This window comes from Arthrobacter alpinus, assembly GCF_900105965.1.
GTDB classification, from domain to species: Bacteria; Actinomycetota; Actinomycetes; order Actinomycetales; family Micrococcaceae; genus Specibacter; species Specibacter alpinus.
On the sequence record NZ_FNTV01000002.1, the window covers coordinates 315,627 to 342,410 of the forward strand.

General features: G+C 56.7%; 20 protein-coding genes and 1 pseudogene. 8 read left to right on the top strand and 13 right to left on the bottom strand.

Going from position 1 to position 26,784, the window contains the following annotated elements:
- Positions 1-111 precede the first annotated feature (111 nt).
- Positions 112-1,395, top strand: a complete 1,284-nt coding sequence (locus BLV41_RS21030) for an IS110 family RNA-guided transposase (protein WP_244517059.1) — start codon at positions 112-114, stop codon at positions 1,393-1,395.
- On the opposite strand, the gene BLV41_RS21035 is transcribed toward BLV41_RS21030, so the two are convergent.
- The 5 genes from BLV41_RS21035 to BLV41_RS21055 form a co-directional block, all read right to left on the bottom strand.
- Positions 1,327-1,863 (bottom strand): class IV adenylate cyclase, encoded by a 537-nt coding sequence (locus BLV41_RS21035; protein WP_074713793.1) that lies wholly within the window; start codon positions 1,861-1,863, stop codon positions 1,327-1,329. The genes BLV41_RS21030 and BLV41_RS21035 overlap by 69 nt on opposite strands.
- 86 nt (positions 1,864-1,949) lie before the next feature.
- Positions 1,950-2,756, bottom strand: a complete 807-nt coding sequence (locus BLV41_RS21040; protein WP_074713794.1) for a LysR family transcriptional regulator — start codon at positions 2,754-2,756, stop codon at positions 1,950-1,952.
- A 393-nt stretch (positions 2,757-3,149) separates the two neighbouring features.
- Positions 3,150-4,973, bottom strand: a complete 1,824-nt coding sequence (locus tag BLV41_RS21045; protein WP_074713795.1) for an SLC13 family permease — start codon at positions 4,971-4,973, stop codon at positions 3,150-3,152.
- Between the two features lie 122 nt (positions 4,974-5,095).
- The gene (locus BLV41_RS21050; protein WP_074713871.1) at positions 5,096-6,589 is read right to left on the bottom strand and encodes a leucyl aminopeptidase; all 1,494 of its coding nucleotides are present in this window, start codon (positions 6,587-6,589) and stop codon (positions 5,096-5,098) included.
- A 37-nt stretch (positions 6,590-6,626) separates the two neighbouring features.
- Complete coding sequence (locus tag BLV41_RS21055; RefSeq protein WP_425284300.1) at positions 6,627-8,321, bottom strand: AbgT family transporter; 1,695 nt, start codon at positions 8,319-8,321, stop codon at positions 6,627-6,629.
- Between the two features lie 1,132 nt (positions 8,322-9,453).
- On the opposite strand from BLV41_RS21055, the pseudogene BLV41_RS22715 reads away from it, so the two are divergent.
- Positions 9,454-9,674, top strand: a pseudogene (locus BLV41_RS22715) (IS3 family transposase); the annotation flags it as partial.
- A 230-nt stretch (positions 9,675-9,904) separates the two neighbouring features.
- Here BLV41_RS22715 and BLV41_RS21060 read toward each other — a convergent pair.
- Positions 9,905-10,282, bottom strand: a complete 378-nt coding sequence (locus BLV41_RS21060; RefSeq protein ID WP_074713796.1) for a PLDc N-terminal domain-containing protein — start codon at positions 10,280-10,282, stop codon at positions 9,905-9,907.
- Positions 10,283-11,103: 821 nt separating this feature from the next.
- Positions 11,104-11,586, bottom strand: coding sequence for a hypothetical protein (locus BLV41_RS21065; protein WP_139244547.1), 483 nt, complete (start codon positions 11,584-11,586; stop codon positions 11,104-11,106).
- A 1,156-nt stretch (positions 11,587-12,742) separates the two neighbouring features.
- Between BLV41_RS21065 and BLV41_RS22250 the strand changes: the two genes are divergently transcribed.
- The 6 genes from BLV41_RS22250 (at position 12,743) to BLV41_RS21095 (ending at position 15,765) form a co-directional block, all read left to right on the top strand.
- On the top strand, positions 12,743-12,895 hold the full coding sequence (locus BLV41_RS22250; protein WP_170835554.1) for a hypothetical protein: 153 nt from the start codon (positions 12,743-12,745) through the stop codon (positions 12,893-12,895).
- Positions 12,896-12,961: 66 nt separating this feature from the next.
- Positions 12,962-13,462: a hypothetical protein gene (locus tag BLV41_RS21075; protein ID WP_139244548.1), complete on the top strand. Its 501-nt coding sequence runs from the start codon at positions 12,962-12,964 to the stop codon at positions 13,460-13,462.
- A 128-nt stretch (positions 13,463-13,590) separates the two neighbouring features.
- Positions 13,591-13,752: a ParB family protein gene (locus tag BLV41_RS22720; RefSeq protein ID WP_280138655.1), complete on the top strand. Its 162-nt coding sequence runs from the start codon at positions 13,591-13,593 to the stop codon at positions 13,750-13,752.
- Positions 13,753-14,121: 369 nt separating this feature from the next.
- Positions 14,122-14,469, top strand: a complete 348-nt coding sequence (locus BLV41_RS21085; RefSeq protein ID WP_074713801.1) for a hypothetical protein — start codon at positions 14,122-14,124, stop codon at positions 14,467-14,469.
- A gap of 245 nt (positions 14,470-14,714) precedes the next feature.
- Complete coding sequence (locus BLV41_RS21090; protein ID WP_074713802.1) at positions 14,715-15,044, top strand: hypothetical protein; 330 nt, start codon at positions 14,715-14,717, stop codon at positions 15,042-15,044.
- Between the two features lie 448 nt (positions 15,045-15,492).
- Positions 15,493-15,765 (top strand): hypothetical protein, encoded by a 273-nt coding sequence (locus BLV41_RS21095; protein WP_074713803.1) that lies wholly within the window; start codon positions 15,493-15,495, stop codon positions 15,763-15,765.
- 855 nt (positions 15,766-16,620) lie between these two features.
- Here BLV41_RS21095 and BLV41_RS21100 read toward each other — a convergent pair.
- The 6 genes from BLV41_RS21100 to BLV41_RS21135 all read right to left on the bottom strand — a co-directional run bounded on the left by BLV41_RS21100 (position 16,621) and on the right by BLV41_RS21135 (position 26,516).
- Positions 16,621-17,253, bottom strand: coding sequence for a hypothetical protein (locus BLV41_RS21100; RefSeq protein ID WP_074713804.1), 633 nt, complete (start codon positions 17,251-17,253; stop codon positions 16,621-16,623).
- Positions 17,254-17,611: 358 nt separating this feature from the next.
- On the bottom strand, positions 17,612-19,231 hold the full coding sequence (locus tag BLV41_RS21105) for an Ig-like domain-containing protein (protein WP_074713805.1): 1,620 nt from the start codon (positions 19,229-19,231) through the stop codon (positions 17,612-17,614).
- Positions 19,232-20,647: 1,416 nt separating this feature from the next.
- Complete coding sequence (locus BLV41_RS21120) at positions 20,648-21,205, bottom strand: hypothetical protein (protein WP_139244550.1); 558 nt, start codon at positions 21,203-21,205, stop codon at positions 20,648-20,650.
- Positions 21,198-22,055 carry a class C sortase gene (locus BLV41_RS21125; protein WP_244517071.1) on the bottom strand — a complete coding sequence of 286 codons (858 nt, stop codon included), beginning with the start codon at positions 22,053-22,055 and terminating at the stop codon, positions 21,198-21,200. The genes BLV41_RS21120 and BLV41_RS21125 overlap by 8 nt, the downstream gene beginning before the upstream one ends.
- Before the next feature lie 195 nt (positions 22,056-22,250).
- On the bottom strand, positions 22,251-23,735 hold the full coding sequence (locus tag BLV41_RS21130) for a SpaH/EbpB family LPXTG-anchored major pilin (RefSeq protein WP_074713810.1): 1,485 nt from the start codon (positions 23,733-23,735) through the stop codon (positions 22,251-22,253).
- Positions 23,736-23,846: 111 nt separating this feature from the next.
- Complete coding sequence (locus tag BLV41_RS21135) at positions 23,847-26,516, bottom strand: DUF7927 domain-containing protein (protein WP_170835555.1); 2,670 nt, start codon at positions 26,514-26,516, stop codon at positions 23,847-23,849.
- Positions 26,517-26,784: the final 268 nt, after the last annotated feature.

Sequence of the window (26,784 nt, forward strand, 5' to 3'; positions counted from 1 at the left end):
GCGTTGAGCCAGGCGGACATGACTTCATAGGAGCTTGATCCACAGTCACAATACCGTTTTGTCTGCCTACCTGGCCAGCGTGCATCCTCGTGCTCTAGGAACGGCAGGGAAATGACTACCTTGGCAACAGAAGAAGCAAGAATCATTGTTGGCGTCGACACTCACTCAGATACTCACCATGTCGCAATCATTTCCGACTATAGCAGGCCAATAGCCGACCGAGAGTTCCTGGCGGTCGGCAGCGGGTACCGCAAGATTCTAGAGTATATCGGCGGCCACGGCACCGTCATCGCAGCAGGCGTGGAGGGGACCGGGTCATACGGCGCCGAACTCACGAGGGTCCTCCGCGGGGCCGGAATACAAGTGCTCGAAGTCAACCGCCCGAATCGTCAGGACCGGCGACTCAACGGCAAGTCTGATCCTCTGGATGCCTATCAGGCCGCGCAATCGGTACTCGCCGAACGAGGGATTTCCACCCCTAAGGCAAAGGACGGACCGGTGGAATGTCTAAGGATTCTGCGTATGTCCCGTTCTTCTGCCATGAAGGCTCGGACCATCACCATCAATCGAATCCGAGGACTCCTAGTGTCACCCCCTGACGAACTCAGATCGAGATACAGAGGCCTAAACACGTCCGCCTTGATCCTGAGTTTGTCCAGATCGAGACCGACTGGTCATATCGCAGACACGGCGTACGTTACATCTTTGACGTTGAAGTCGTTGGCTGTTCGATATCGAACTCTCAGTTCGGAAATCGATACCGTAGATGCGGGGTTGAAAGAGATCCTCGATTCCTACGCACCACTTCTATGCGACCTGGTAGGGGTGGGGACAGAAGTGGCCAGTCAGTTGCTGGTGACTGTTGGCGATAACCCTGGACGCGTAAACAACGAGGCCCAGTTCGCTGCGCTTACGGGTGTGGCGCCCATTCCCGCATCGTCGGGAAAGACTAGCCGTCATCGGCTCAATCGGGGCGGAGATCGAGACGCGAACAGCGCTCTGCATCATATTGTGTTGGTTCGAATGGTCTCGGACCAACGAACAAAGGAGTATGTCGCTAAACGGACAATTGAAGGGAAAGGTAAATGGGAAATCATGCGCTGTCTCAAACATTACGTTGCGCGCGAGATCTACCGCCAGATCTTCAACCCTGTAGCAGCTCCAACAACCACGGATCTTCGACCGTTACGGAAGCAGCTAGGGCTTACGTTGCAAAGCATCTCCGAGCACCTCAATCAGTGGCCGTCGAACATTTCTCGACTTGAACGTGGGCTCTCCAGAAACGACAGCCTTGCTTCTGACTACCGGAGATGGCTCAAAAATCAGCTAGAGCTCGGGGTGGACTTGATTGGTCCTTGCGTCAAGGAGGTCAAGATACGCGCCCTTTACGAGTGATTCTTCTTCAATTCCGAACTCAGCAATCAGGCGGTGTGCTTCTGAAACCGCGTCGTCATGGCCCAGAGCATCTCCGACGGTGACTTCCAGTTCGAGGAATTCACCTAGCCCTTCGACTTGGTCGAGGTGCACCCTGGCCTGACCTATTTGAAACACCGAGCGGTGCTTCCGGACTCTCCCAACCTCGCCGTAGGCATCCGTCAGGACGGAACGGAGGCGGTCTGGTTCAGAAGTTTCAGAATGAACATAGTAGGAGGTCTTCGGTCCGAGTTCGTCTGCTCTGGCGTAGTAGATCAGCACGCCGTGGCCGTCATTGAAGACTCGGAGCTTGAGCCTGCCGTTCGGGCAATCGAAAAAGGTGTCGTCTTGCGCAACATGCTCGGGTCCACCGTTGGCCAGGGACGTGATTACCGGTAGCAGTTCTTCGAGACTGTTCACGCGGGCCTTGATTTCGATGTTCGTAGGCATGTTCCTACTAGATCACATCGCCAACATAGGTTTCTGGCAGCTGCCGACATTCTTGGCGCTAATAGCTGTTCAACTCCTACTCAGCGTCAAACGCGCTCAAAATTGACATCTATAGGAGCGTCGGTATAGCCAAGCCCCTTGGTCACCATTCCGCGCACCGCTTCGAGGCTGCTAGATTTCCACGCGATCTTCGGCTCCAAACCCGACATGCGTAAATTAATCAACTGATGCTCTCGAACCGAGGGGATGTCGAGGCAAACAAAATCGTCGTCCGCCAGCTCCTCGAGGCGGACACCGTCCCGATTAGCTGCCCAGTGAGTGCCGGCGACGAGGACATAGGGCCGACCTGCCATGACGGTGGTGGACGCAACTCCAGGGATGAGATGCCGTGTATGGGTCAAAACTGCATCGAGGTAGCCGCTCAGCATTCGCTCCTGCAGCTGTGCGCCGTCGCCCTCAATCAACTTCACGTCAAGGCGAGGGTTTGGCTTGACAAAGCCATGCGCAGTCTCAGGAAGCCAGAAAGCGGACAACCCGGTGTAACAGCCAGTGGTCAATGGCCCCACCAACCCCTGCTGCCGTTCTATAACACGTCCTTGCACTTCTTCGGCGTGCAGCACCAAGGCCTGAGCGTCGCGGAGGAAATAGCTACCGACCGCGGCCAAGACGACTCCGCGTGCCCGATGGCGAACAATCAACTGTGAACCGACAATACGCTCCAACGCCGTAATAGCCTGTGACATCGCGGCCTGAGAGATATGCGAGGCCTTGGCCGCACCCGCGATTGACCCATGATTAGCGGCCGTAACGAAATACTGCAACTGTTTCAGGGTGTAATCAAGCACCCCACCAGCATACTCAGAGATACTGGGCAGCTGGACGATGTGAGTCATGCTCGGACCCGCTCGTGTTTCGCGTCATTTCGAGTGAAAGTTTCAATTCGTGATCCCGGTTTTGGGCTGCCCGTCAGACCAAAATACGGGCGGCGGTCGCCGCATCAGTGGCTTGAAGTATACATATCGTCCCGCGGTGGGCTGACGGTTACGTTAGGCCGCTTCCCTTATCTAGCTCAGGTACCGACAGTCGGAGTAGGCGAAGAATCTGCATGTACCATTGCAATTTCACTAGACATCTAATAACAATCTCGTAGAGAAGAAGACCTTCGGTCCTTGAGAAACCTGTCTGGGGACGTCCGCCGGGGGTTCACTATGTTGCGCGCGTTCCCGGGGTGTTATGAGTTGGGGGGCGTTCTTTCGACATATCCTGCGGGCGCCCGTGAATTCTCGCTAGAAAGGCCAAACCACCGGCACCCAGAACACTCCAATGGCTAGGTAAAGAGCCATGATGACGATGCCAAACTTCCAGTAGTCGCCAAATCTGTATCCGGCCGGGCGCATGATCATCATATTGGCCGGGGTGGCGATGGGTGTGAGCAGGGCGGCCGAGGATGCCACGCTGACACACATCAGAACTGTGATCGGCGACATGCCAGTTTCTGCGGCAACAGACAATGAAATAGGGATGATGATCAGGGCCGTTGCTGTGTTGCTGATGAGTTGGCCCAGAGCGGCTGTCACCACAAAAATGCCGAGCAGAAGCAGGTACGGGCTGCTGCCGCCGGTGAGGTAGACGATGCCATCGGCCAGCATCTTGGCGGTGCCGGTCTGGGTGATGGCGGCCGAGAGCGGAATCATGCCGCCCACGAGGATCAGGGTCTGCCATGCCATGGATCGGTGTGCCTGGCCGATGGTGACCACGCGGGCCAAGACCATGGCCATGGCCGCCAGCAATGCCGCAACGGCCGCGGGGACAATGTTGGTTGTCATCATGACGACCATGACAGCAAGGATGCCGAGGGCGGGAAAGGCTCCCGGGCCCAGGGGCACAGTCTGGCGCCGGATTGCGTCGGGGGAATCCACCAACAACACATTGTGGTCCCGGGTGTGCTGATCCAGTGCTTTCCAGCTGCCCTGGAGAAGGAGGGTGTCTCCAGCTTTGACCTCAGAAATCTGTGTGGTGACTTGGTTGGTGATGGCAGCCTGGCCAGCACGGTGGTGGGCCAGCACCACCAGGGAACCGCTCTTGGTGATCATGCCTGGGTAGACACTGGTGTCGATCAAATTTGAGCGCGGGGCCACCAAAACCTCAACAACCCCGAATGACTTGCTCACCAAACCACAGGCGACTTCACTTCCTTTGGTGGTTTCCACAACCATTTCGTGTTCGATGGCAAAATCGGCAATGTCCCTGGCCGTGCCCCGCACCACCAGAAAGCTGCCAGCCGCCAGCACCTCTGAGGGTAGCGGCTTACCGGCCGCATTTTGGACGCTGAGCAGGTGCACCCCGCCGCGGGTGGCGGGCAGCAGCCCGGCAATCTTGTCACCAACCTGGGCGCTTCCCGCCGGCACCAGCAGACGCACCAGCTCATGCTCGGCTGGCCAGTAGTGGCCTAACAGAACACGGGGATGATCACTCAGGTCCTTGGGCACCGTCTCGGGAACCCGTTGCGGCAGCAACTTCGGACCGATGTAGATGGCAATCACAATGGTTCCAACGAGCAACGGCAGCCCCACCAGGGCAAATTCAAAGAATCCGATGCCTTTCCCGGTGGTGTCGATGGCAGCCTCGAGGATGAGGATGTTCACGGGTGAACCGGTCAGCACCAGAAGGGATCCAGCATGCGCGGCAAAGGCCATGGGCATGAGCAGCTGGCCAGGTTCCCTGCCCAGGCGCACCGCCAACACCACCACCATGGGAAGCAGGGCCGCCACGGCCCCGTTGACACTGATCACGGCCGTAAGCAGAGCGGTAAACACCATGATGAGGGCAATCAGTCGTGGCCTGCTGTCACCTGCGAACCGCACCAGCAAACCGCCCATCCAGGTGGTGATTCCGGCGGAATCAACGGCCTCCGCCACCACAAAGAGCGCGGCAATGAGAACGACCGTTTGGGAGCCAAAACCTGAGAATGCTTCGTCAATACTTATGATTCCGGTAGAAAAGAGCATCAAAGCGACCCCAATGGCCACTATTTCCACCGAAATCTTGTTCCACACAAAAATGGCCACGGTGGCTGCCAAGATCAGGAGCATAAGCACAGGTTCGGTCATATCCAAATTCCAATGTTCGGCTTCATGAACGACAGTTGTGGCTGCTTGTCATAGGAACATCCTTGAACGACTTGGCAGATCCAACTCGGTGGGGCTGTTGCGGTGACGAACCAGTCCGAGGGTCAGCTCTGCCCGGGGGAACGGAATCTCAGAGCCAGTTCGATCAACAATCGGGTGCCAAAGGCCGTGGGACCGCGCGGGATCCACCTGCTGGCCGCGGGAGCCTGCGCCGTGCCTGCGATGTCAATGTGGGCCCAAGGCGTCCCCGCCACAAATTCCTGCAAGAACAGCCCAGCTGTGATCGCACCAGCGTTCACCCCGCCAATATTCTTGATGTCGGCGATGTCTGAGTCGAGGTCGGCGCGCAGGCGCGGCGGCAATGGCAGCCGCCATACTTGCTCATCTGTGGCCGCTGCCGCGGCCTCGACCTGTGCCAGGATGTCTTCATTGTTGCCCATCAGGCCTGCAATTTCGGTGCCGAAGGTGCGGAGGCAGGCACCTGTGAGCGTGGCAATGTCGACGATGGCGTCCGCACCCGCTTCCACTGCCAAAACAAGTGCGTCGGACATGACAAGGCGACCCTCAGCGTCGGTATTGAGCACCTCTACAGTCTTGCCTCCACGGGTCACCAGTACGTCACCCAGCTGCATGGCCGAACCCGACGGCATGTTGTCCGTGCACATCAGGTATGCCGTAATCTCGGCGGGGCAGCCGAGAGCGGCAAGGGTTGTCATCGCCCCGAGGATGTCGGCCGCACCCGTCATGTCGTTTTTCATCTGGGAATGCGACAAATCCCCCGGCTTGAGGCTGATGCCGCCGGAGTCATACATGATGCCTTTGCCCACCAGTCCGAGGTGCCCCGCCGGTGTCCCCTCTGGCAGGTAATGCATCACGACCATGCGGGGCGGTTCCGCCGAACCCTTGTTCACACCCAGCAGCCCACCGCAGCCGAGCTCCACCAACGCCTCCTTGTCGAAGACCTCAACGTCGAAGCCGAACTCTTCCCCGAGGGACACGGCAACCTCCGCCATCCGCGTCGCGGTAAGCATCTCCGCCGGGGCCGTGGCAAGGTCGCGTGCAAGCATAGCTGCGCGTGCGGTGACCCGGCCACGCTCGGCGCCCGATTGCGCGGCGGCCACCTCCGCTTCCTCGACGATAAGCACAAGTTTCTCGACTGGAACGCTGGCCGCCGGTGTAGTCCGAAGGTCAAAGTGGTAACGTGCCAGCAACACCCCCTCGACGATCGCGGCCGCAGCATCACTGATGTTGAGATCCGGAACATGTTCAAGGTGAACCGCCAGGCGTCCGGCCTTGCCTGTTGCAACTGAGAAAGCCGCGACAGCGTCGCGGATCCCGGCAACTGTCAACGAGCTAGCCTCCCCGATCCCGGTAGCAACGACGGTGACCGGATTCTTGGGAAGCGTGAGGACGGCACCGATCTTGGCCTCGAATCCTGCACGGGAGAGCGTCGCGGCGTCGATGCCCAGCGCCTCATGGACCAGTCCGTCGGTCAGCACCGGTACACAGATGGCATCGACATCCGGCGCCACGCTGGTGACCACTTGCACGGCAAATTTTGTCGCGTGGGAGGGGATAACACTGGCGGCGGAATTCATGGTTTGCAAGCCTTTCTCAGGGTTAGAGCGGTACATTTTACAAGTTCACGGGCGCGCCAGGCCCCCACGGTATGCCCAACAGGAACCAGGCAGCGAAGATCCCAATCCAAGCGACCAAAATCCAGAGCGCGTAAGGGATCATCAAGGCGATCACTGTGCCGATACCAGCGTCCTTCTTATAGCGTTGAGCAATCGTGACGATGAAAGGCATGTAGACCATCAAGGGTGTGAGCACATTCATGGGCGAATCGCCCACCCGGTAGGCGGCGAGCAGTGTTTGGGGGGCGACGTCCAGCGAGGCGAAAATAGGCAGGAATATCGGGGCGAAGATGGCCCACTTTGGCACCAATCCAGGAAGAATGATGTCCAGCAAAAAGATCACCAGGATGAACGCGATCAGCAACAACACTGCCGGGATGCTGGCACGTTCCAGAAGTTGGGCCGCTTCGACGGCGGCAATCGTGGGCAGGTTAGTCCAGTTGAACAGGGCAATGAACTGGGCGATCATCAAGAACATGACCAGCAGTCCGCCAAGGCTGGCGAATGTCTTTGAGATCGCCCCGACCACCTCGTCACCGCCACGCAGGGTCTTGGCCCCAATTCCATAAAAGATGCCGCAGATCAAGAATGCCAACGAGATGGTGAAGATCAGGCTAGCCATGAACGGCGTCGCCCCGATCAGCTCCCCCGTCTCCGTGTCACGGAGAGGCGCGCCAGGCGGCAGGGATATTGCCAGCACACCGACAACGACGACGACAAAAGACCAGAGAGCGAACCGGAGGCCGCGAGTCTCGGCCGCCGCATCAATATCTCCTTTCGCGCCTGCCGCGAGAGGATCGGACATCTCGTACTTGCCCAGACGAGGTTCCACAATCCTTACGGTCACAAGAACAGCCACGAGCGCAAGCACCACCGAACACACGATGCCGAAGTAAAAATTGGCTGTAACCGCCAGTGGCTGCGCCCCAATATTCCCCAAAGCTTCATTGGTGATCTCGGTCATCATCGAGTCGGTCGGGGTAATGAGCAGATTCACGCCAAAGATCGCACCAACGCCGGCAAATGCCGCGGCCATCCCGGCAAGCGGGTGACGACCAACCGACAAGAAAGCAGCAGCGGACAGTGGAATCAAGATCAGGTATCCCGCGTCGGAAGCTACTGAGGAAATCACACCAACAAATATCAAGATGAAAGCCAGCGACCAACGCGGGGCCACATTCACAATCCTTCGAATCAGTGCCGCCATCAGGCCTGCATGCTCGGCGACGCCGACACCACCCATGGCAATAAGCACCACGGCAACAACACTAAACGCCGCAAAGTTGTCGACGAAAGAGGAAAAGAAAACTTGCACACCATCGGCTGAGAGGAGACTACGGGCTGCGAAAGTCTGTTCGCTGACCGTGTAGTCCGGGAGCGTCACTGCAAGACCAGTTGAGGTGTCAAATGGGACGAGGGTGCCACCGAGCGAGTCGTTGAGTTGCTGTAGCTGCTCGGTAGGGACCGGGGTCATGACAGTGTCGGTCACCTTGACGTTCGCCCACGACAATATTGCAGACATGACCGCGACGAACGCAATCAGGTACACAAACATGATGGTCGGGTTCGGGATCTTGTTGCCCAACCGCTCAATTGAATTCAGAAACCGACTGGATTCATTGCCTTCGCCAGCATCTTTTAGCTTGGTCTTTTTACTCGGTTTTGCCGAGCTGCTTGCTCCACTAGATTCCACGGATGACCCCTGACAATGTTGAAAGCGCCATTGGAACTGCCGACACTTAGTCGGTTCTGCCCCTTTCCTGCTTAGCATAGGAGCGCATGAAGTCAGATACAAGAAGCCCTTTGCAGACGCTGAAAAGAATTCCCGCGCAAAACGTCCCCACCAGCTACTGTGGCCCCTGATTATTCCTGTGGAATGACGGGCCAACAGAAATTGCCTGCTGCAGTCCGCAGTCACCTTGAAATTTCAGCGCCCGGGGGCACTGGATCATCGTTTATAGGTGTCCTTGGGCCTGGCCGAGGTCGGGGATTCCCGAGTTCTCGGTGTGGCAGATACGGAGGTACTTCAAGGTCTCTTTGAAGTGGCGACCACCAAGTTTCCAACTTCAAAAGCGACCTCGACACGACCGACTATATTTTCTGCAGTATCTCAGACGATGCGCCTGCTCGGGACTGCCTCGGGCTTCCAGGTCCCCGCAGGCTCCGTGAGCACTGTTGACCGTAATCTTGTTGATAGTCCCCAAAAAAGAGGTTCATAGGGACTATCCAAAAGGCCCTTGTATGGTTTGAGCCAAGCAATAATCTGCTTTAGCGGCCGAAAAAGGCCGGGCGAGGTCACGCTTCAGGCAACGTTTGATTTTACGGTAGGTGCGTCCCTCGGAAGTGCGACGATCAAAGCACGGTTAGGTTTCATGTTCTAATATCAACCGAATTCTAGCCACTGTTTCGCAAGCCATGTTCTGCTGACGGTCGCCACCGCGGTTCATCCGATGAAGCTTAGTAGTACCCGCGGAAGCTCCCCTCGCTGACTGACCGGCGAGGGGTACGAAGGCTGCTTCGGCACAAACCCGTCCGTGATTCGGGGACAATACCTACGGTGACTGGCCCTTACCGAGTTGGGACAGCATGCCTGATCCTAAGCGGTCATCCAAGCTTTCCAGTTCTGCTTCGCTTTCCTTCTCAAGTGACGTGGCCGCCTGGATGGACTTTTGCTAAGTCGACAGCTACAGCGCGGGTAATGCGCTTTTCGACATTGTCATGCGCGCAGATACGCCAGCTGCTGATGTCCTTCACTTGAGCATCGGAGAGAGCTTTTGGGAAACAAACCCTCGGCCAACCTGATGCACCAATGCGTTCAATGCGTTGTAGGAGCATGCGCGGAAAATGCGGCGATGGAATCGTTCTTCTCTCTCCGGCAGAAGAACGTCATGAATCGCCCACCATGGGCACGCCGTCAGGAGCCACGGGCCGGCTATCACCATCTGGATCGAAAAGAGTACCACCGCCGGCGAAGGCAAGACGGCTGGAAAAACTCGCATCCATTGAACATGGAAAAATCAACCGGACCGCATCATCAGAAACCTGACCCCCCGAGTCAATAACAGCCGGAGCAGAACCGGGAGTGGCGCCTATAGCCTGTGCCTGCTGGCGACGGGGCTGATCGTTTCAGCTACGACTGAACGGTGATGCTCAAAGCAACAGCCCACCTTGTCTTTTCGGATAAGGTGGGCTGTTGCTTTTAGTGGGGTCTTACTGGCTCTCAACGTGGCGTAAATCTAAAGAGGCCAGTCCCAGCAGGTGACGAGGCGAGCTTCTTTAGGCCAATGCTTTTGCCTTCAGTGCTACAAACTCATTGGCATCAATAGTGCCTTCATCGAGCAGGGCTTTGGCTGCCGCAATCTGCTCAGCCGGGCTCAATGGACGAGCGACCTCACGAATGTAGGTTTCTGCCTCATGCTGAGCCGTCTGGACGGCGTTTACTTGGCGTTGTGCCATGCCTTCGCCGCGAACAATGAGGTAGACAAGCGCTGTAAGGAGGGGCAACACCAGCAGGAAGAAGATCCATGCAGCTTTGACCCAACCCTTCTGCGTCTGGTCCCGGAAGATGTCCCCGACGATCTGGAAGAGCAAGATCAGATAGGACAGAAAGAGGAAGAAGACAACAATTGACCACAGTGTTTCCCAAAAATTCATTTCAAGACCTCACAGTTTCTATGGGTAGTTTTGGCGGGAGAATGTTCACAGTGGCTGCCAATATTCTCAGGTGACAAGTCATGCCCCCGAGCGCAATTCTACTCAGTCCGGAACACATCATGGTGGGGTCTAATCTATTCTTTTTGCGTCACCGGCCGGATACAACGTGAAATGGATAATTTACAAAGAGTGCGATCGCTATGTGAAACAGGCTCTCTTTGCCGGTCTGCCGGTGCGGGAGTGTCGTCTACAAATTGTGCAAGCCACGTCCGCCAGCTAATAGAGGAGACTTTTGAATACAGAACCGCGCTTGATCTTCAGGTAAAGCGAGGCACCGTTTTGGGCAGCCCCGCTGATCCTTTGTTTTCCCGACTACTAGCCAGCTGAATCAATGGCTGAGTAGTTGTTGTGCTCAATGATGGAGACACCCGGGACCGTGCCGATTGTGCGGTTGACAGGACGCGCCATGTTGAACATCAGATCCGACAGTGATTGTTTGCTATAGAACGAGTCAATTACGTTGAAAACTTCGAAGTATTCCGCGCCGAAACCCGAAATATATAGTTCGGGCCAATCTGTTTTTGCATGTCAACGAGCAAGTTAGGCGACCAATTGCCGATCGATACCGTCTCGGGGCATCCATCCGAAGTCGGCTCTGCAGCATCACCTCGAGCCGTAGCTCGCAGATATAGAGGGCCCGGATCGCTCAGATCTCCTACTTTTGATTCTGATTCTCAGGCCGGGCGCGGGGCATTGTTTGACTGGATGGAGGAGGCTTGCGGGGTCCATGAGCTGGGACCAGCAACGTTCTCCAACACCAATTAGCATCCGTTGGGGAACACATCATCTCCACTCATGGCTTCACCGCCGACTCCGCGACCAGCAAGCATGGCCATCACGTCTTGTGCGATGATTCTGGCGCGCACTCGGCGCGCACCTGGCCAACCGTCAGTTTCCAGGGCTGCTCGTTCTTGAACGTTGTTGAGGGCGTGCCCGGGCCCTGTGGTGAGCCGCTGGGGAAGGCGTTGGTCGATTTTCGCAGCCACCGCATCCACAAGACTGACATTGACTGATGGGACTTCTATATATCCGGCACTGACCAAAACATCAGCCACGTGGGCCGTGTGCGGATCCCTGGAGTTGTGGTGATCAGTGTTTGCGATGAGTGTGTCGCCGCAATTGCACCGCAGCTCGCGCCCACCCTGGTCAAGGCTCTGGAGAAGGTGGGCAGACAAAAGCTCGCGCAAGAGCCCGCTCCCTACTTCAAGTTCTGTTGGTCGTTCGTTAGGCGATAGATCGCTCATGGGTTTAGCCTTCGTTCTAAGTCTGCTGCGCCTAAGAGAGTCGAAGCAAAGTGAGAGGGGAAGCCTCCCCTAGCGCCAGCAATGTACGGCACAGGAAACACTCCACAATGTTTATGAGGGGAAAATACGGAAATTATGATGTGACCATCGAGAAGGCTCATGAGTCAAAACAATCCGCCTGACTTTCGCTCCGAAATGGGTAACCGAACCTTGGGTCAGGTCAGAGAGGCAAAGAGTCCCGGGCAGTCCCGATCGCCATCTCAAAACTCGTGATGGCAACGACTTCCTAGATCTTCTACCTAACTATTCGAGAGTCTTCTTGCGTCGGCGAAGCACATTCAACACAGCTCCTAACAGAACCAATACCCCGGCGCCTAGAACGGCAAACCCGAGACTAGACCCTCTCTGCAACGTTTGCTTCCGCTTAGCGGGTACTTCAGCACTATCACCGAGACTGTGAGCCACCTCGTTAGCGTGAACAGGTGGAGACACCGGAACTAGGATCAGCATCGGTTCAGACACCCATCTGATTGCGTCGACTCTGACCGGGAAGTCAACAGCGTCTGAGTCCGGCTGTCGGGTAATCTCTCCCCCAGCGATCATATTTACGCTTGCGGCTGACGCTGTAGGTGCAAGCCCAATAGCCCCTGCCATCAGGGAAGCGATCATTACAAGGGCTAGGAGCACTCTTTGCACCGCGATAGGTCGGTGCAGCGCACCGACGTCTGTTCGTTTCATCAATCTGCCCAAATCTAGAAGTTTCCGTAGTGGGTCCACACCGTCCGATTCGAAGGCGAAGCAGAGCTGTGCAGGAGTAAAGTGCTGTCCCGTCCCTCTGAAGACCGAACAGGTTGGAAGAAGAAAACACCTGACATACCTACAGAGTGCACAGAGAACCATTTCATGACGTGAGATTCCCGGGCCTCGGGTCCAGAAAAGCATCCCCAACGAAGTTCTAGTGTCGTTTTGCCCGCCTCCGGTGTAAGGAAATTAAACTCTTTGCCGTCATAAAAAGGCGTGTGGGCGCTCAATATGAGTGTGTGGTTGTTTGGCTAGCCGCGTCCGTCACCGGGCGGAAAAGGTTGCACATAATCTGTCCCGGCTGAGATTTGACCAGTTGCACGCACGATTCAATGTGCCTAGAGGAATGATGAAAATGCATACGGAAATGCTGCGTTTTGCGGTTACCGTCCATGACGCAGGTGAATTGGCACGTCTTATGGGTGGTTCGGTTTTGTTGACGGCCGCCGTGGTCATCGCGGTAGGTTTCAGGCGCCAAAAGCGTCGCCGGGATTTGAAAGGGGACTAGATGCTCAGGCTTCGGAACCAAACTGCAGCAATACCCATGATCACGCGCCGAAGAGGACAAAAGCCCGTGGGAAATAATTCTCACACAGGCGTGGCCCGAACAGCACCGGAACAACGTACGATCCAGCTGGATGCACAATGTCCGCTGGCGAGTTTTACACAGGCCGACGGTGTCGAAGTACCAGGGATCAGCTTGGTGTACTTGGTGGATCAAGTATCCGCCGGCACTAGGGAGCATTTGAGGTTTACGGCGTGGATACTCAATGGCACCCCGGAGACTTTAACGGGCGTCGAACTGCAGCTGAGATCGTTCACGAATGACGCACTGGACCAACTGACCTACTTGACGCAACCAGAACCCCAGGAACTCAAGGGGCGAACGCTGGGCCCCCGGCAATCGTTGCGGTTTCCCTTCAGCTACATAACGAGCCCTAAGGACCTTGAAGGTGACGGACTGCTGATCAGCGCCTTGCAGGCGGAACTTAATTTTCCTGCCACAGGAAGGCTGTACAGCGAATGTGACGCGGTCGTGAACGCCCGTTGCAGGAAAGTAATGCCGCCACGATGAACCACGATGACACTTCTCGGGATACGAATGCGGCCACAACAGCAGGATGGACATCCTCAGAGTCTTGTTTGGGAAACGCTCCCCCAATGAAAGATTCCGTGCTACTAACCATAAAACTCTCCCGCAGCATGGCTGAGGAGTTGCAAGCCGCGTTTCGGGTGGCCGGGAACATGGAAGGGTATGGCTCCATCAACGACCTCCTTGTTGAAGCAACCCGTCAAGAAATGCGGCGCCTTCAACGCGGTTACAACAATGGCCACCCGTGGAAGACGTCCCCGAGTGGTCTCTAGCACTAGCCACCTATTCCCACCACACATTGAGCACCCGAACGAGCCCTCTGTGTCTAATCGACGGGTCGATGCATTCATGAGAAAAGAAATACGGATTCCCTACAGCAACGATCATTTCGTCGTCGAATCAGAACGAGTCCCCGCGTTGTTAGAGCTGCCCATCGTGAGAATCTCACTCCGAAACCAAAGGATCGCACTGACACCACAAGCCGCACAAGAACTTGGCGCAGCTCTCCTGGAAGGGGTCCGTTGTTGCACCGAAACCACGCAGAATGCTCGGATCCACGCCCCTAGTTGAGCCCGCGACGAGAACACCTGTCATCCCGCTCAAACTGTCATGAGCACCCAACCCTTATCAGGAATCACCCTATGACGATCATCCTGCCGCCGGCAAACACCTCGAATCTGTCCGAACTTCTATCCAAACGAGGGTGGCACCGCAACACCGAAATCACCACCCTTGACTGCACAGTGTGGGACTTTGAGCCAAGCCTGCCAGAACAATTCGCGGACGATCAGGACGTCTCACCGACATGCCTGTTCATCTATGACGTGGATGAACTCGGGTTTTGTGGCGTTGAGCCCGCTACACGGACCACAGAGTGGAATCCCCTCTCCATGACATTCGATCGGCTGGAGGACTTCCTCCCGTGGCTGCCGGCCATCGAACATTGGCGCGCAACCGAACCCTGCGAACCCCCTTCACATCACATCTGAAACTTTTCTGAGAACTATAGATTCAAAGTCTTTTGTGTCCCTGCCCTGCGGATAGCAGGGGGTAACAAACCGTTTGCTCCGAACTATGCCACTCACATTCATGGAAATCATCATCTGCTGCCGACAGTGAGTCATTTCCTGCCGCGTCATCGCCTGAAATTAGGAAGCCCCGATCCGCACCAGCCGCCGGATGTTTCTGACCATTCGACCGAATTTACCGTTCATCAGCTAATAGGAGGACCACCATGCGTGAGGAACCTGAGGCCGAGCCCCGGACCACAAGTGACTTCGACAATCAAGACCCAGATGAAATGCTCAAGGAACTGCACGAATACCAGCTACTAGGAAAGTGCTTCGAAACACTCAACTACTACGAGATGATGGGACGCGGATGGCTTATTGAACACCCACTCACACTCGTCGAAGGCCACTCAGAAAAACTGCGCCGTGCCCAACGTGAGCTAGATGCCTCAGTTGCCCTGGCCCGGAGCCAAGGCACTGCTTGGACGGACATCGCACAGGCCCTCGGCGTGAACGTTGAGGAAGCCCGTAACCGCTTCACAGCAACTGACTAGTCCACATACCTATCTGTGCGAGTTAGCGGTGCCGAAACCACTGTGGTCAAACCGGCACTGGTCCTGCCCCGAATCTTTGATCCTGCGATGATTCATTGATTCATTTGCCGGTGTGTAGTTTTGCGTCATAGAACGTGTTCCAAGATCTCTATAGAAGTGTGGGGTGTTGTTGCCGTCAAGGGCCTGTCGGCACTGACAAGGTGCGACAGCACCTCACACTTCCGGCCCTGCTGGCATCCCCGCCGTGGTAGGGCTGGATTTAGATTGGACAAGGAAACTTGAGACCGTTTCCGACACCAATCGAAAGAAGGCTAGGTCGATGCCCGCCCCCGATGCAACAACGACCTAGCCTTCACCCTCCTTGCGGGCACCTTCCTCGTATTACGACGGAGGCAGTCCAAGCCGAACACCACTGATAGACCTCTGACCACGATTGAAGGCCACCACCATGACATTTGAGCCAACCGAAGAAATCGTAGAGATCGGTGCCCGCTTCCTGGCCGGCCTCACCAACGATCAACCATGGCCATCCCCTTTACAGCTCAGTGACACGCTCGCACAGACCCCCGACACTCGCTTCCATACAGCCATGACGGCGGAATCAACAGCTTTTCTACTTGCTGTCGGTCCCCTAATCTACGCCGCTGCCCTCAACCGGGCTGCGGACATCATCAATGGAAAATGGACGATTCCTACGCTTAAAACCGACCCCAACAGCTAGACGCCGACATTCACTGAACCCCGGTGCCTACAACAACCCCGCACCCGCAAGCTTCACTGGAACGTGTCGGGCCAAGGTGTAGTTGGTAACTTGGTCAGATCCAACAGGGTGGGGGAACACGGTTTTTACTGATGCAGTGCCTGAGCGAACACTCACAGTGAGGCCACATAGTCCTCAGGGCAAGGACGGTAACGATCGCCACGACCGGCGCCCTCAAACTCGTCGGATGGTGAGCATCGGCCAGTTTTCCCTATCAATTACCGTCCCGGCCTCTCCAACAAGGGCATGGTGTGCACGCAGGCGCCAACGAACAACGAAACCACCGCCCTAGCCGTCTTTGATGACCCATACAGAAACCCAATTCGCGGCATCGAAGAAAGTCGAATACGAACCCTACCAATGCTCACAAGGAATAACTACCCTCCTACCGGATGGTCTTAAAGATCACCCACAGCCAAGCAGCGTTCACTTTTCAGTGACCGATCGTTGCGCACGGCAGTTTCCCTTCTTCTGATGAACCAAGGGCTTCACCAATGACTTTATGAGATTCGATTGTGATGCCAGTTCAAGGAAGAACGTGGAGGTGCGGAGTGGCTTTCTACATCCACAAGGGCTTGAAAAAGGCGGTTTACCTTTCATGTTATCTAGTGGAGGACGAGCGTCAGTGCCCGTTTACCGGACTTCGGGCTCGTCAGAGAACCTCACCAGCTACCCAAGCGTTCTTTCCCAAAAAAACTAGATCAGGGAGATCCTTGGGTAGCCGGGCCAATAACACTCGAGTCCTTTGACTTCACTGTCACCAGCTCAGGGAGTTCATCGGAGACAGTGCCTGAATTCTCGGGCGAATCTATTGGATCAAAATACTTGCGCGTTACCGAAAGCCAAGTAGCCTTGCTCAGAGTGTTCGCATTCGCCTTCCGTCTTCGAGACAATGAACTTCAACGACTGTCCCCCTGTTAGAACAACTTGAAGAGGGGACCCTCCGTCGCTGTCGATCTGCAGCCTGGTGATGAGTTCATCATCGAGATAGACATCGACAATCGCTTTGATCCCAGCAGGCGTACCCAAACGCAAACCCACCTGTGACTTGAAGACTTTGAACTTGCCTTCTAGCTTGAAGCTGCTCTGATCCGGTGTTCCCTCGCAGCCCATGTATTGAGACGTCGAATGGTCGTAGTTAGTATTCGACGCATCACCAGCCAGAACCACGCTGGTAGTGTCGACGGGTCGTGTTGATTCGTGGCTAAGTGCATACAACCATTGGCCACCCTCAGGCAATGATTTCAATTGCGTGGCGGTTTCCTCTGGCATAGCGGACTGCACGGGCACGAGCGTGCGCGCAGAAGCAGAAGCGGTCGACGCCGTCGGGCTGGAGGAAATTGTTGCCGGGCCTGCCGTGCTTCCGCCTGTGGCACAGGCTGACAGCCCCATGCCGACAACCATGAAAATTGACAGCGCTGCTGTAACACGGACGCGATTGGTCTCCATGTGCTTTTCTCCTTCGTTGAATTACGGGACGTATGGCGGGTCTAACCGGGCGTGCCTCCGACATTGATCGCGCCCGAGAACGAAAGCCAAGAAGATCATCAGGCTGGGCCACACTAAAACTGCTATTTCACGACGATAAAGTCCAATCGGATAGGCATTCTCAAAGCCGCGAGATCGGCCGTCAACTCCGACAGTGCCGGCTAGAATCGACCATCAGCTGGGTCCTGCCATTCCGAAAGGGGCCGACCATAAGGGGTCTTTGAACTGAACCTTTCGATCATCTAATCGACAGGGCTAACTAAGAGTGCCCCCAGCAGCCAAAGTTGGCCGGTGGGGACACTCCCATTTTCTTAGTACGTTAGTGCGATCGCTTCGATTTGCGACCGATGAGCATTACAGATGCCAAACCCATAATCAAGAGAGCACCCGCCCCGGAAACAAGCACTCCGAGATTCAACCCAGTCATGGCAAGACCATTTTCCGAAGGAGCGGACGATTCCCTAGCGTTGGTCGGTGCAGCAACTACCCCGGTTTCCCCGCTCGGAATCACGGTGGGCTCGACACTCGGAGTCACAGACGGGCTCGGGCTCACGGTCGGCTCCACACTCGGAGTCACAGACGGGCTCGGAGTCACAGTCGGCTCCACAGTGGGCGTGATGACCGTTGTGGCGGTGTTAGTCAAAACTAGATCGACTCCGGCAGTAGTCCCGGGGGTCACCTCATAGGTCCCATTCGATCCTGGGCTTACCCCTTCACCTGATAGCACCCAAGCGCCCCATTCGACGCCGGCAAGCTGCGGCAGATCGATCTCTTCAATGACAAAGGTGGAGCCCAGCGGAAAGCGTTCGCTCTTCGTGGACTGGCCGACGTGAACGAGCATGGTCCTTGGTTCTTCCAAAGAACCTTTGGCGGCGTATCGGACAGTAAAAGTCTCATCGCGTGCCGCCTCTGTTGCGTCACCGGTGAGGGCCTTGGTGATGGAAAAACGGGTATATTCTTTCCCACTACCTGTACCACCACCCTCGGCCTTAACGACGTAGGTGGAGGATGTCTCAGTAGTGCCTACCTGGGCGCGATTGCCGAATACGTCACCGTCCAGGACAACGCCCTCAGCTTCGGTGGTGTAGATCAGGCGGTAGCTATAATCCGTATTGGTCAGGTCGTGAGCGGTGAATTCAAAGGACTTCATGTCTGCGGCCCACTCAACCGTGTACTCGGAAGGATCAATTGTGACCCAGTCGCCCACGAGTTGACCGTCGGCTACGGGGCGGCCCATCAATGAAATCTCTTGGGTGTAGTGATGATTCTCCGCGGCCGCGTCGAGCTGATCAGATACTGTGAAGGCTTGGTTCTGTATGTAGCTATCGGGAATCCCGATGGTCCATATGAACTCTCCCGGGATGCCCGTGGCGCCACTGAACTTGTAGGGATTTTCAGGTGCTGTCATATCCTCGGGAGTAATTCCCCCGGTTCCGGGGAGATCAACGGCAATGATTGCGCCGCTGACATCGAACTCAACAGATTCCTGGGTTGTGGATTCGCTGGCTTGGGCGGTCATCCAGAATGAACCACCGATGTCGACTTGCCCGTCGATGGCATCGGTCAGGGTACAGACAACTTCCGGGCCGGATCCCTGGCTCACTACGCACGTCGCGAGCACTTTATTGGTTACCGGGTCGAGGATGTCGAAGTCTCCGGTACCGTATCGGCTGAATTCACTCGGGAGAGTCATGCCAAAGGTATCTCCAGACGTAGACCCGTTGGGAACAGACCAATCTGCGGTAATTTTGATAAAACTCCACTGATTCAAGGGGCCGCTGCTACCGTCTTCATGTTCCAATTGAATGTTGGAAATGGCATTCGGGTAAGTCACGGTGGGGGCCGCCTGAGCCATCTCAGTGGGACCCAGCATGCTCCCCATAGCCAGCACCATGGCCAAGATCAGGGCCACCGGATACCCCCAAGCAGACTTAAGCATTCTAGTAGATTTCATAATTCTTCCTCGATATAGGCGAGCAGGGTGGGTAGCAAGTTGCTTAGGAGCCCATGGACTTCCAAGGTTCGGTGGCGGTTGGAACCAGCTCACGCCTCGTCATTCGCTACGTAGCGTGAGCTGTGGTGGGGGATGCCAACCTTCTCCTCAGGTCCATGTGTCAACCGGAGAGGAAAGGGAACATCCCCCACGTATAGAGAGTGCTGCATGGACAAATCATGACGCGCGAAGGGCAATCAGAATCTTGGACTGGTCCTTTTGCTTCACTGATCGGTAATGGCCTATGCCTGAGCGGGTTGAGTATGCCGGATTGATGCGACAATCAGCTCGAATTCCTTCAGGGTCAAAAGTTCTACATCACGGCTAAGGCGCAGGTCACCGAATGAGGGTTAATGGTGGGGATGAGAAGGGAAGTTGCCTAGTGGATAAATCAACTCATCGGAGGTAATCTCGCCGATTGCTCCAATCCGGGAAAGTTCTGCCAGGGCGGCTTGGGTGACCCTAACAGGGGCGCGCCGGTGTTCGATCTGAGGTAAATAGGCGATCAAATCAGCGGCCTCCCGGAAAAGGCCTGGCGTACGCATTTCGAAGCGTTGACCAGCTGGCCCGTTCGACCGTGTCAAAGCTCGGTTTTTCTGGGGTGTGGATGGAAACCCATTCGGAAGTCCCTGGGGGCTCAGGGGATTTGCTGCCCGTCATGCTGAGGGCAAAGTCCCAGGCAAGGCATTCTGTCGGACTGAGTATCGCTTTTAGCTGTCCTCCTCTCGTCGGGGGCAGGGTTAGCCGGTGTGGCATGGGGTGAGAGGGTTGTCTCAGGACTCTTCTTCGTAAATCTCATGGTCGTTGAAGACTCGCGTCGAGGAGTGCGTGTCCAAGGTCTTTCGCCTCTTTGGGAGTCAATGCAATTCGGATTTCTCCAACAGAGATTCTTACGATGAGTAGGTCACGGAGGGCCGGAATCATTTCGGTTTCGACAGTGAAGTTATCCTCGCTGTAGGGAAGCCTGATTTCCGTTTTCATTGATCACCTTTCAGAAGCAAGCTGCGCCAATGACGGCACATTGGGGCAGCTTTGGACATTTACGAGGAGCACTCTTGAGTGCATGCTGGATTCACATCTGCCTGCTCGGGCCAATTGGCATTGGAGTTGTAGCTGTGCTGCAAACGTCGAACCTCCTGGTGAATCGCTTCGACGAATAGATCATTGGCGCGTAGGTAGCCTTCTGATTTGCCTGCCACCGCTAGAGCGGAGTGCAGTTGATGCACTAGCCATTCTGGGAGAAGCAATTTCATGGACACAAGCACTTGCTCCAGGACAGGATCATCTACGAAACTAGGTAGCGACATTGCTTTTCCTCTCATTGCGCCGGGCAGGTTGTGTCTGGACGGACTGATGGTTCAGTTATGGCAGCGACAGGACGCTGGGAACAGCGACGGAAATCAAGGCATCGCATTCACTGAATACCCGTCCTCTGCCTGGCATCACGAGATCGGCTCGGAGAGCGCTGATGAGTAGTCCCGGCTCTTCGAGGTCCCGCTCGGTCACCACGTAGCTGAAGCAATACTTCAGCGCCTGCCTGGGCCCAAGGGTTCTCCTGACGAATTCGACAGTCTGGGGTTCAGTCCTATAATTTAGCTGCTCTCCAAGCTCGTTGGTGAACGAGCAGAGGTGTAATGAAACATCCGTGAGCACTAGATTCGTGGCGTTCAAGATCCATGCAGTGAATGTAAGGAGATCACCCACCTTCGCCGAGTCCTGCGCTGCCATGTGGACTAAGCTGATGCCGGCTTCCTCTGTGCCGCCGTCGTCAGGAAAGAACCCTGCCAGGGGATACTGTGCCGGGGCCCGATTCGTGCCAAGGACGACATATGCGCTGGTTTCCTGGGGTACGGCAGGGGCTCGTCTCTGCATTTCGGTCGTATCGATAACCGATTCACCGCTCATCGTTACGTTATTCATTCTCTTCTGCTCGTTCGCTCGTCTTTTGGACTCGCCGACTCTGGGGGCTGCTGAGGATGATCACTCCGACCGCGGTGCCTACGAGGATGACCACCCACCATGGGAAGCCGGGGTCGGTGACATTGCTGGGAATTGTTTGCGGGCCCTTCGCGGCGGCATCCGGGGCGGGGACGCGTTCACCCCGGACAAGGAGGCGGTGGGTATTGACGCCGGTGGGGGTGCAGGTGATCAGGGTGATGTAGTCCTTGCCCTTGATCTGGCGCAGGTCGTCAGTCTCGTCCGGTAGCACGGTCTTGATTTGATCGACCTTGTAGTAGATCGTTTCGTCGAGGACTGTGACGCTGAAGACGTCGCCCGTGACGACCTTTTTCAGGGAGTCGAACAGGGTGGAACTGACGTACCCGGAATGGGCTGTGAGCACACTGTGCGTGCTGGTGCCACCAACTGGCAGCGATGAGCCAAAGAGATGCCCCACACCTTTGGTCAGACTGGCCTCTCCGGTGCCGTGGTAGATCGGCAAGTTCGTCTTAATGGAGGGAATGCTGATATTGCCCATGATCCCGTGTGAATTTACGGAGAGCATGTTCTTGTAGGCCTCAGAGCCCGAACCGACGGTTTCCTTTTCGCCCTTTTCATTGAGCGAATACGGGTCCCGAAGAGGTCCGGCCGGTAGCTTCGCGTTGTAAGCGCGTGCCTGGGCGAGTAGTTCTTCCTGCGCGGTCGGAGCTAAATCCTTTACTGTGTCTGCGTAGCCGCTAATTTCAGTGGCATGAACCCGGTCCGAGAACCAGCCCGCCGCAGTCGGGTAGAGCAGAACACCCACCCCGACTGTCGCAACGATCACGATCATCATCCGTTGCAGACTCCAGCGTGGGCGCGGCCGTCTTAGCCGTCGAGCAGGGCTGCTGAGAAGTGACATCGTTCTTCCTGGGACTGAGTTGAGAGGTACACACGTACGGACCCCGGCCTAGCGGGGAAGAACGGCGCTATCCCGTACTTCCCCGCTAAGTTGCCTAGTCCTTTACAGCTGTCGCTGCTGGGGGTGCTAGCTGTTGTTGCTGGCGCGGCGGTTGCGAACCAGCAGCAGTGCAGCTCCGGCGAGAAGCAGGATGCCTCCGCCGTAGAGCAGCGACGTTCCCGGGCCACCAGTGAAGGGCAGCTCAAAGCCACTGTTGGAGGGGACGTTCTTGACCTGCAGGTCAACACCGACGGCCGTTGTTGCTGCGTTGACCAAGAAGGAAATCGGCTCAGCCAACAGTTCATAGCCACTCGGTGCGACAGTCTCTACCAGGTAGTACGTGCGGTAGTTCGCGTCACCGGGGACCAGAGCAACACCATCGGCGAAGTCAGAGTAACGCAGGCCCGTGATGGTCAGCTGGCCATCGGTACCGACGGTGAAGACGGTCTCGCCAGCCAGGTTGATCGGGTTCGTGCCGGCCTTGGCGTCTGCTTCATTGGCATAGACAGAGAATGATGCACCGGCAAGGGCTGTACCGTTTTCGTTGATCTTTTCAAGCGTCAGATTTCCCCACTTGGTAACAACCGGAGGAGTAACGATGGGACCACCGGGCTGGCCGGGAACGACGTCAAAGCTGTGCGCGTTCGGGTAAACGTTTGCCACGTTCGCAATCTCACCGATGGTGTTAACCGTTGTTTTGACAATAACGACTACCTTGGTCGTGTTGTGCTGAGCCAGCAGTGCGCGGCCGGCCGGGGTGAACACTACGGAGACAGTGTTGGTCGCCGCGTCGAAGACTACGTTGTAGTCGGTTCCCTCGGTGAGGACGGTACCGTCCAGCAAGGTTGCGGTGGTGCCAACGTGGGTCAGCTTGGTATCGAGCTTGTCTGTGATCTTGTAACCGTCGATGACGGCATCCGTGGGGATGTCAGCGGTGATGGTCCAGTTCACAGCGTCACCGAGTTTGATCGCAGAAGCATCCTTGACGGTCTTCTCAGCGCCGGTGATGGAGTTCTTCGGGTACACATGAACGTCGTAGAGCCAGTTGTCCTTGTTGGTCGGATCCGTCAATGGAACCGACACCAGGAACGGCGCTGACGGTGTGACACCGGCCGGGTAGTTGGTTTCAGTGACTAGGTACAAGCCCAAGCCCAAGTCGGGGAACGCCGCAGTACCAGCAGCATCGGTGACCTGCGATACGCCTGCACCCACGGTGTAGCCGGCGCCAGTGATGGATCCTGAGGGGTTGGCCGGATCAAAGGCGTTGCTCAGGGTGTTGGCTGACTGCCAGCCAGCGTTCGTAGTCAGGTCAATGGTGTTGACCTGCTGAATCTGGAACGTAACACCGGAGAGCGGAGTCAGGCCCGTGGTGTCAACCTGGGTGCCATTAGCCGGCAGGCCTGTGGGGGTGCTGGGGCGTTCAAACTTATGAACCGTGATGGAACCAGTCTGGCTGCCATCAACGATGGGGGCAGCCGAGGCCGGAGTAATGGCGAAGCTCGATGCCAGCACCGCTCCTGCCAGAGCAACGGCGGTTGTCCGCCAGAGGCCGCGCTTGTTGTTCAGAGACATCTTGTTCTGCTTTCTATTTTTCATTGAGTGATGAGAGATTTGGTGCAATGGAGGAAGAATGTGGAGCACCTGGGGTGCTCGCGGGCGCTGGGATGGGAATCGTGGCTTCACTCAGCTAACTTCCGATCCGTCAGTGCGTCGTCGCCGCTGACTGAGCAAGAGGCCTGCAGCGGCCAAAATCAGCACAGATCCGCCAGCTGTGAATGCAACCGTGCCGGGACCGCCGGATTCGGGAAGTTGCAGAGCAGGTACATCTCGAACGGTGATAGTGAAGATTCCGTAACCCGCAGCATCCGCTGCAGTCACCACTCCCCCACCAGCACCTTGACCGATGCTCACAGCACCATTGGCCGCGATCGTGAACTGCACCGGCTCCGCAAGCAAGCTAAACCCTGCCGGGGCAGCGGTTTCAGTGAGCCAGTAGGTACCAACCGGAATATTGCTCAGCTGGAACTGACCCGTAGACGCAGGAACCACAGCACCCACAGCAGTGCCTGTGTAGGGGGTGCCCGGCTGGCCGGCGTTGTCATTGAAGACAGCCCAAGAGGAGCCATCCATGGGGACCCAGGTAGCACTGCCGGATTCGCCGATCTTTTGGATCAACACTTTGGCCGGAGTCAGATGTGTGGTGGTGCAAACGGGCGCCACCGGGGTGACCCCCACCGCACAGGTAGTTGGTGAGGTGTCGCCGGATCCGGTGACCACATTGATGAGTTGCTTGTTCCAAACATTGGCCTTGACCGTGACCTGGTAGCGCAATGTTGCAACCACTCCGGGGGCAAGGTTGAATTTTCCGGTCGTGAGTATGTAGCCCGGGGCCACTGGGTTGGGCACCGCAACGGGCGCCCCACCACCGACCGTGAGGGTGGCCGAACCCGCCACAAACGTGGCGTCGTCCAGAACGTTGGCCAAGTTATCTGTCAGCAGGGCGTTGCTGCTCAGTCCGCTGACACCCGTGGCCTTGACTGTGTAGGTGATAACGTCGCCACCCTGAACCACATTGGTAGCCGGAGCAGTCCCGTTGACCATGGCAGTTTTCGCAACAGTCCACACACCCGGCAGCGGCGGTGTCGTCACCGTGGCCGAACAACCACTCCCGGGAGACGGCGGACAATTCGTATCCACGGTAGTCACCGTTGTGGTTGACCCGGGCACCGGGTTGGTACCGCCGCCGGGCATATTGGGAATCGGGGTCGTGGCCGCCGGGATGATCGTGGCCTTGTTGACCACGTTTCCCGTCGTCCCGATTCCAACCGTGCCCGTGATGGTGTATCGGATGGTTCCGCCAGTGTTGATCCGCACAGTGTCAGTAATGCTCCCCGTTCCGCTGGCGGCACCACACTTGGTCGGTCCCGATATGGGAGGCAGATTCGCCGTCCCCAGCGCCGTGACCGTGCACGTCCAAGTCGCACCGGTGATGGAGGCCGGCAACGGATCAGTCAGTACGGCGTTAATGGCGTCACTGGGTCCGTTGTTGTGGGCGGTCACCGTGTAGGTGATCGTGCCTCCCGGGGTGTACTGGGCCAGGTTGGCGCTCTTGGTGATGGAAAGGTCGACGACGGGCAGCACCGTCAAAGGTGCCGTGCCCGGAGGGTTGATGCCCGAGATAGTCGGGAAATTATTGGTACAGCTCGGAATCGTCGTGCCGTTGTTCGCAACGCAACCGGAGTTGTTGTAGTTGCCCGGAGTATTACTGGTGACCGTCACGGTGATGGTGCACGAGGCACTACCGGCAGCCAAGTTCCCAGTGACATCAACAGTGCCCGCGGCGACGCTGGACGCCGTCCGGACACACGTACCGCCCAAGGTGCCGCTCGCGGTGAGCCCGGCGGGCAGGTTGTCAACAAAATGCCACCCATTCTTGGCCGCTAGGTCGCTCGTGTTCGTCACCGTGTATGTCAGAGTCGTGCTCGCACCTTGAGTCATCGTGGTGGGGCTGAAGGACTTGTCCAACTGCGGGGTGACATCCACCAGTTGTGGGAGGTCGAAGCCAACATCGTTGCCAGCGCCGTTGGCCTGAGTATTCTCCACCCGGAGGCCCAGGGTCGGGGTGCCCGTCAAGGGAACCTGGATCGCACCCGATTGCAGCCTCGCGATCTTGACTCCATTGACCACCTGCGCCGAGGGATCTGTACACGGATTGAGGTTCTGTCCGACCACCGTCGCAACCCCGTTCACAAGGATCGAGAATTTCTGTTGCGCCTGAGGGGCGGGCGAAAGGCAATTCGTTTCGCCAAAAATCCCCGACACTGCATAGAAATGTCCGGCAACAGCCGGGATTGCGGTCTTGGTTTCCAGTTGTATACCGGCAGCCTGGGCACCGCTCGTGGAGTTCGTGTATTCGCTAAGGATCTGGTTAGCCTGCGCCTGCGCAACCGTCATACCCTGGTAAATGCCCATCGCATAGGCCATATTGCCCAGATCAGTGAAAGCGGTATTACGCGCGCACTGGTCATTGTTAGTGACGACACCAATTTGAGGCAGTGCCAGCAATGTCAGGTTAGCCGGCACAGGGGTCCCCTGCCGCAAAATCCAACCATTACAGGCCTGCGCCCCAGGACTCCACGCCGCATCAGCCTTGTACTGCTCGTTTAGGGCCGCCGCACCCCCAACATAGTTTCCTATTTGAATCGGCACACCGGCTGCGCTCGTAGCAGAGAAATCCTCCGAATAGACGGGAACCCCCGGCTGAGTCACCCCGGGAGTCCCTGGGTTGGCAGATGCCGGCGTTGTAGAGCCCAGGATGCGAACGGCCGACAGCCCAAGGGTCACAATCGCCACGCACAGGAAAAGCGTGAATAGGGACAACAGCCCTTTGCGCCTAGGGCGCACACCGGCAACTCCTAATGGAGTCCGACTAACCTGCATGACACGCTTCTCTCTACTCAACCAAAGACATCCTTCAAGGGAGGTTTGAAGTTCCTCCGCCATCCGCCCCTCGCCTCAGCCCCACCGGTGGTCGTGCGATGAGTCGAAGAGCATTCATGAGTAAAGAGTGATTCGCCGGCTGATAATGACGTGAATTCGCAAAAGATTTCGTAATCCCGTG

Excerpts from the sequence above, each read along its gene's own strand:
- BLV41_RS21030 (WP_244517059.1), top strand. The coding sequence starts at position 112 with ATGACTACCTTGGCAACAGAAGAAGCAAGAATCATTGTTGGCGTCGAC.
- BLV41_RS21035 (WP_074713793.1), bottom strand. The coding sequence starts at position 1,863 with ATGCCTACGAACATCGAAATCAAGGCCCGCGTGAACAGTCTCGAAGAA.
- BLV41_RS21040 (WP_074713794.1), bottom strand. The coding sequence starts at position 2,756 with ATGACTCACATCGTCCAGCTGCCCAGTATCTCTGAGTATGCTGGTGGG.
- BLV41_RS21045 (WP_074713795.1), bottom strand. The coding sequence starts at position 4,973 with ATGACCGAACCTGTGCTTATGCTCCTGATCTTGGCAGCCACCGTGGCC.
- BLV41_RS21050 (WP_074713871.1), bottom strand. The coding sequence starts at position 6,589 with ATGAATTCCGCCGCCAGTGTTATCCCCTCCCACGCGACAAAATTTGCC.
- BLV41_RS21060 (WP_074713796.1), bottom strand. The coding sequence starts at position 10,282 with ATGAATTTTTGGGAAACACTGTGGTCAATTGTTGTCTTCTTCCTCTTT.
- BLV41_RS21065 (WP_139244547.1), bottom strand. The coding sequence starts at position 11,586 with ATGAGCGATCTATCGCCTAACGAACGACCAACAGAACTTGAAGTAGGG.
- BLV41_RS22250 (WP_170835554.1), top strand. The coding sequence starts at position 12,743 with ATGCATACGGAAATGCTGCGTTTTGCGGTTACCGTCCATGACGCAGGT.
- BLV41_RS22720 (WP_280138655.1), top strand. The coding sequence starts at position 13,591 with ATGGCTGAGGAGTTGCAAGCCGCGTTTCGGGTGGCCGGGAACATGGAA.
- BLV41_RS21085 (WP_074713801.1), top strand. The coding sequence starts at position 14,122 with ATGACGATCATCCTGCCGCCGGCAAACACCTCGAATCTGTCCGAACTT.
- BLV41_RS21090 (WP_074713802.1), top strand. The coding sequence starts at position 14,715 with ATGCGTGAGGAACCTGAGGCCGAGCCCCGGACCACAAGTGACTTCGAC.
- BLV41_RS21095 (WP_074713803.1), top strand. The coding sequence starts at position 15,493 with ATGACATTTGAGCCAACCGAAGAAATCGTAGAGATCGGTGCCCGCTTC.
- BLV41_RS21100 (WP_074713804.1), bottom strand. The coding sequence starts at position 17,253 with ATGGAGACCAATCGCGTCCGTGTTACAGCAGCGCTGTCAATTTTCATG.
- BLV41_RS21105 (WP_074713805.1), bottom strand. The coding sequence starts at position 19,231 with ATGCTTAAGTCTGCTTGGGGGTATCCGGTGGCCCTGATCTTGGCCATG.
- BLV41_RS21120 (WP_139244550.1), bottom strand. The coding sequence starts at position 21,205 with ATGAATAACGTAACGATGAGCGGTGAATCGGTTATCGATACGACCGAA.
- BLV41_RS21125 (WP_244517071.1), bottom strand. The coding sequence starts at position 22,055 with ATGATCGTGATCGTTGCGACAGTCGGGGTGGGTGTTCTGCTCTACCCG.
- BLV41_RS21130 (WP_074713810.1), bottom strand. The coding sequence starts at position 23,735 with ATGTCTCTGAACAACAAGCGCGGCCTCTGGCGGACAACCGCCGTTGCT.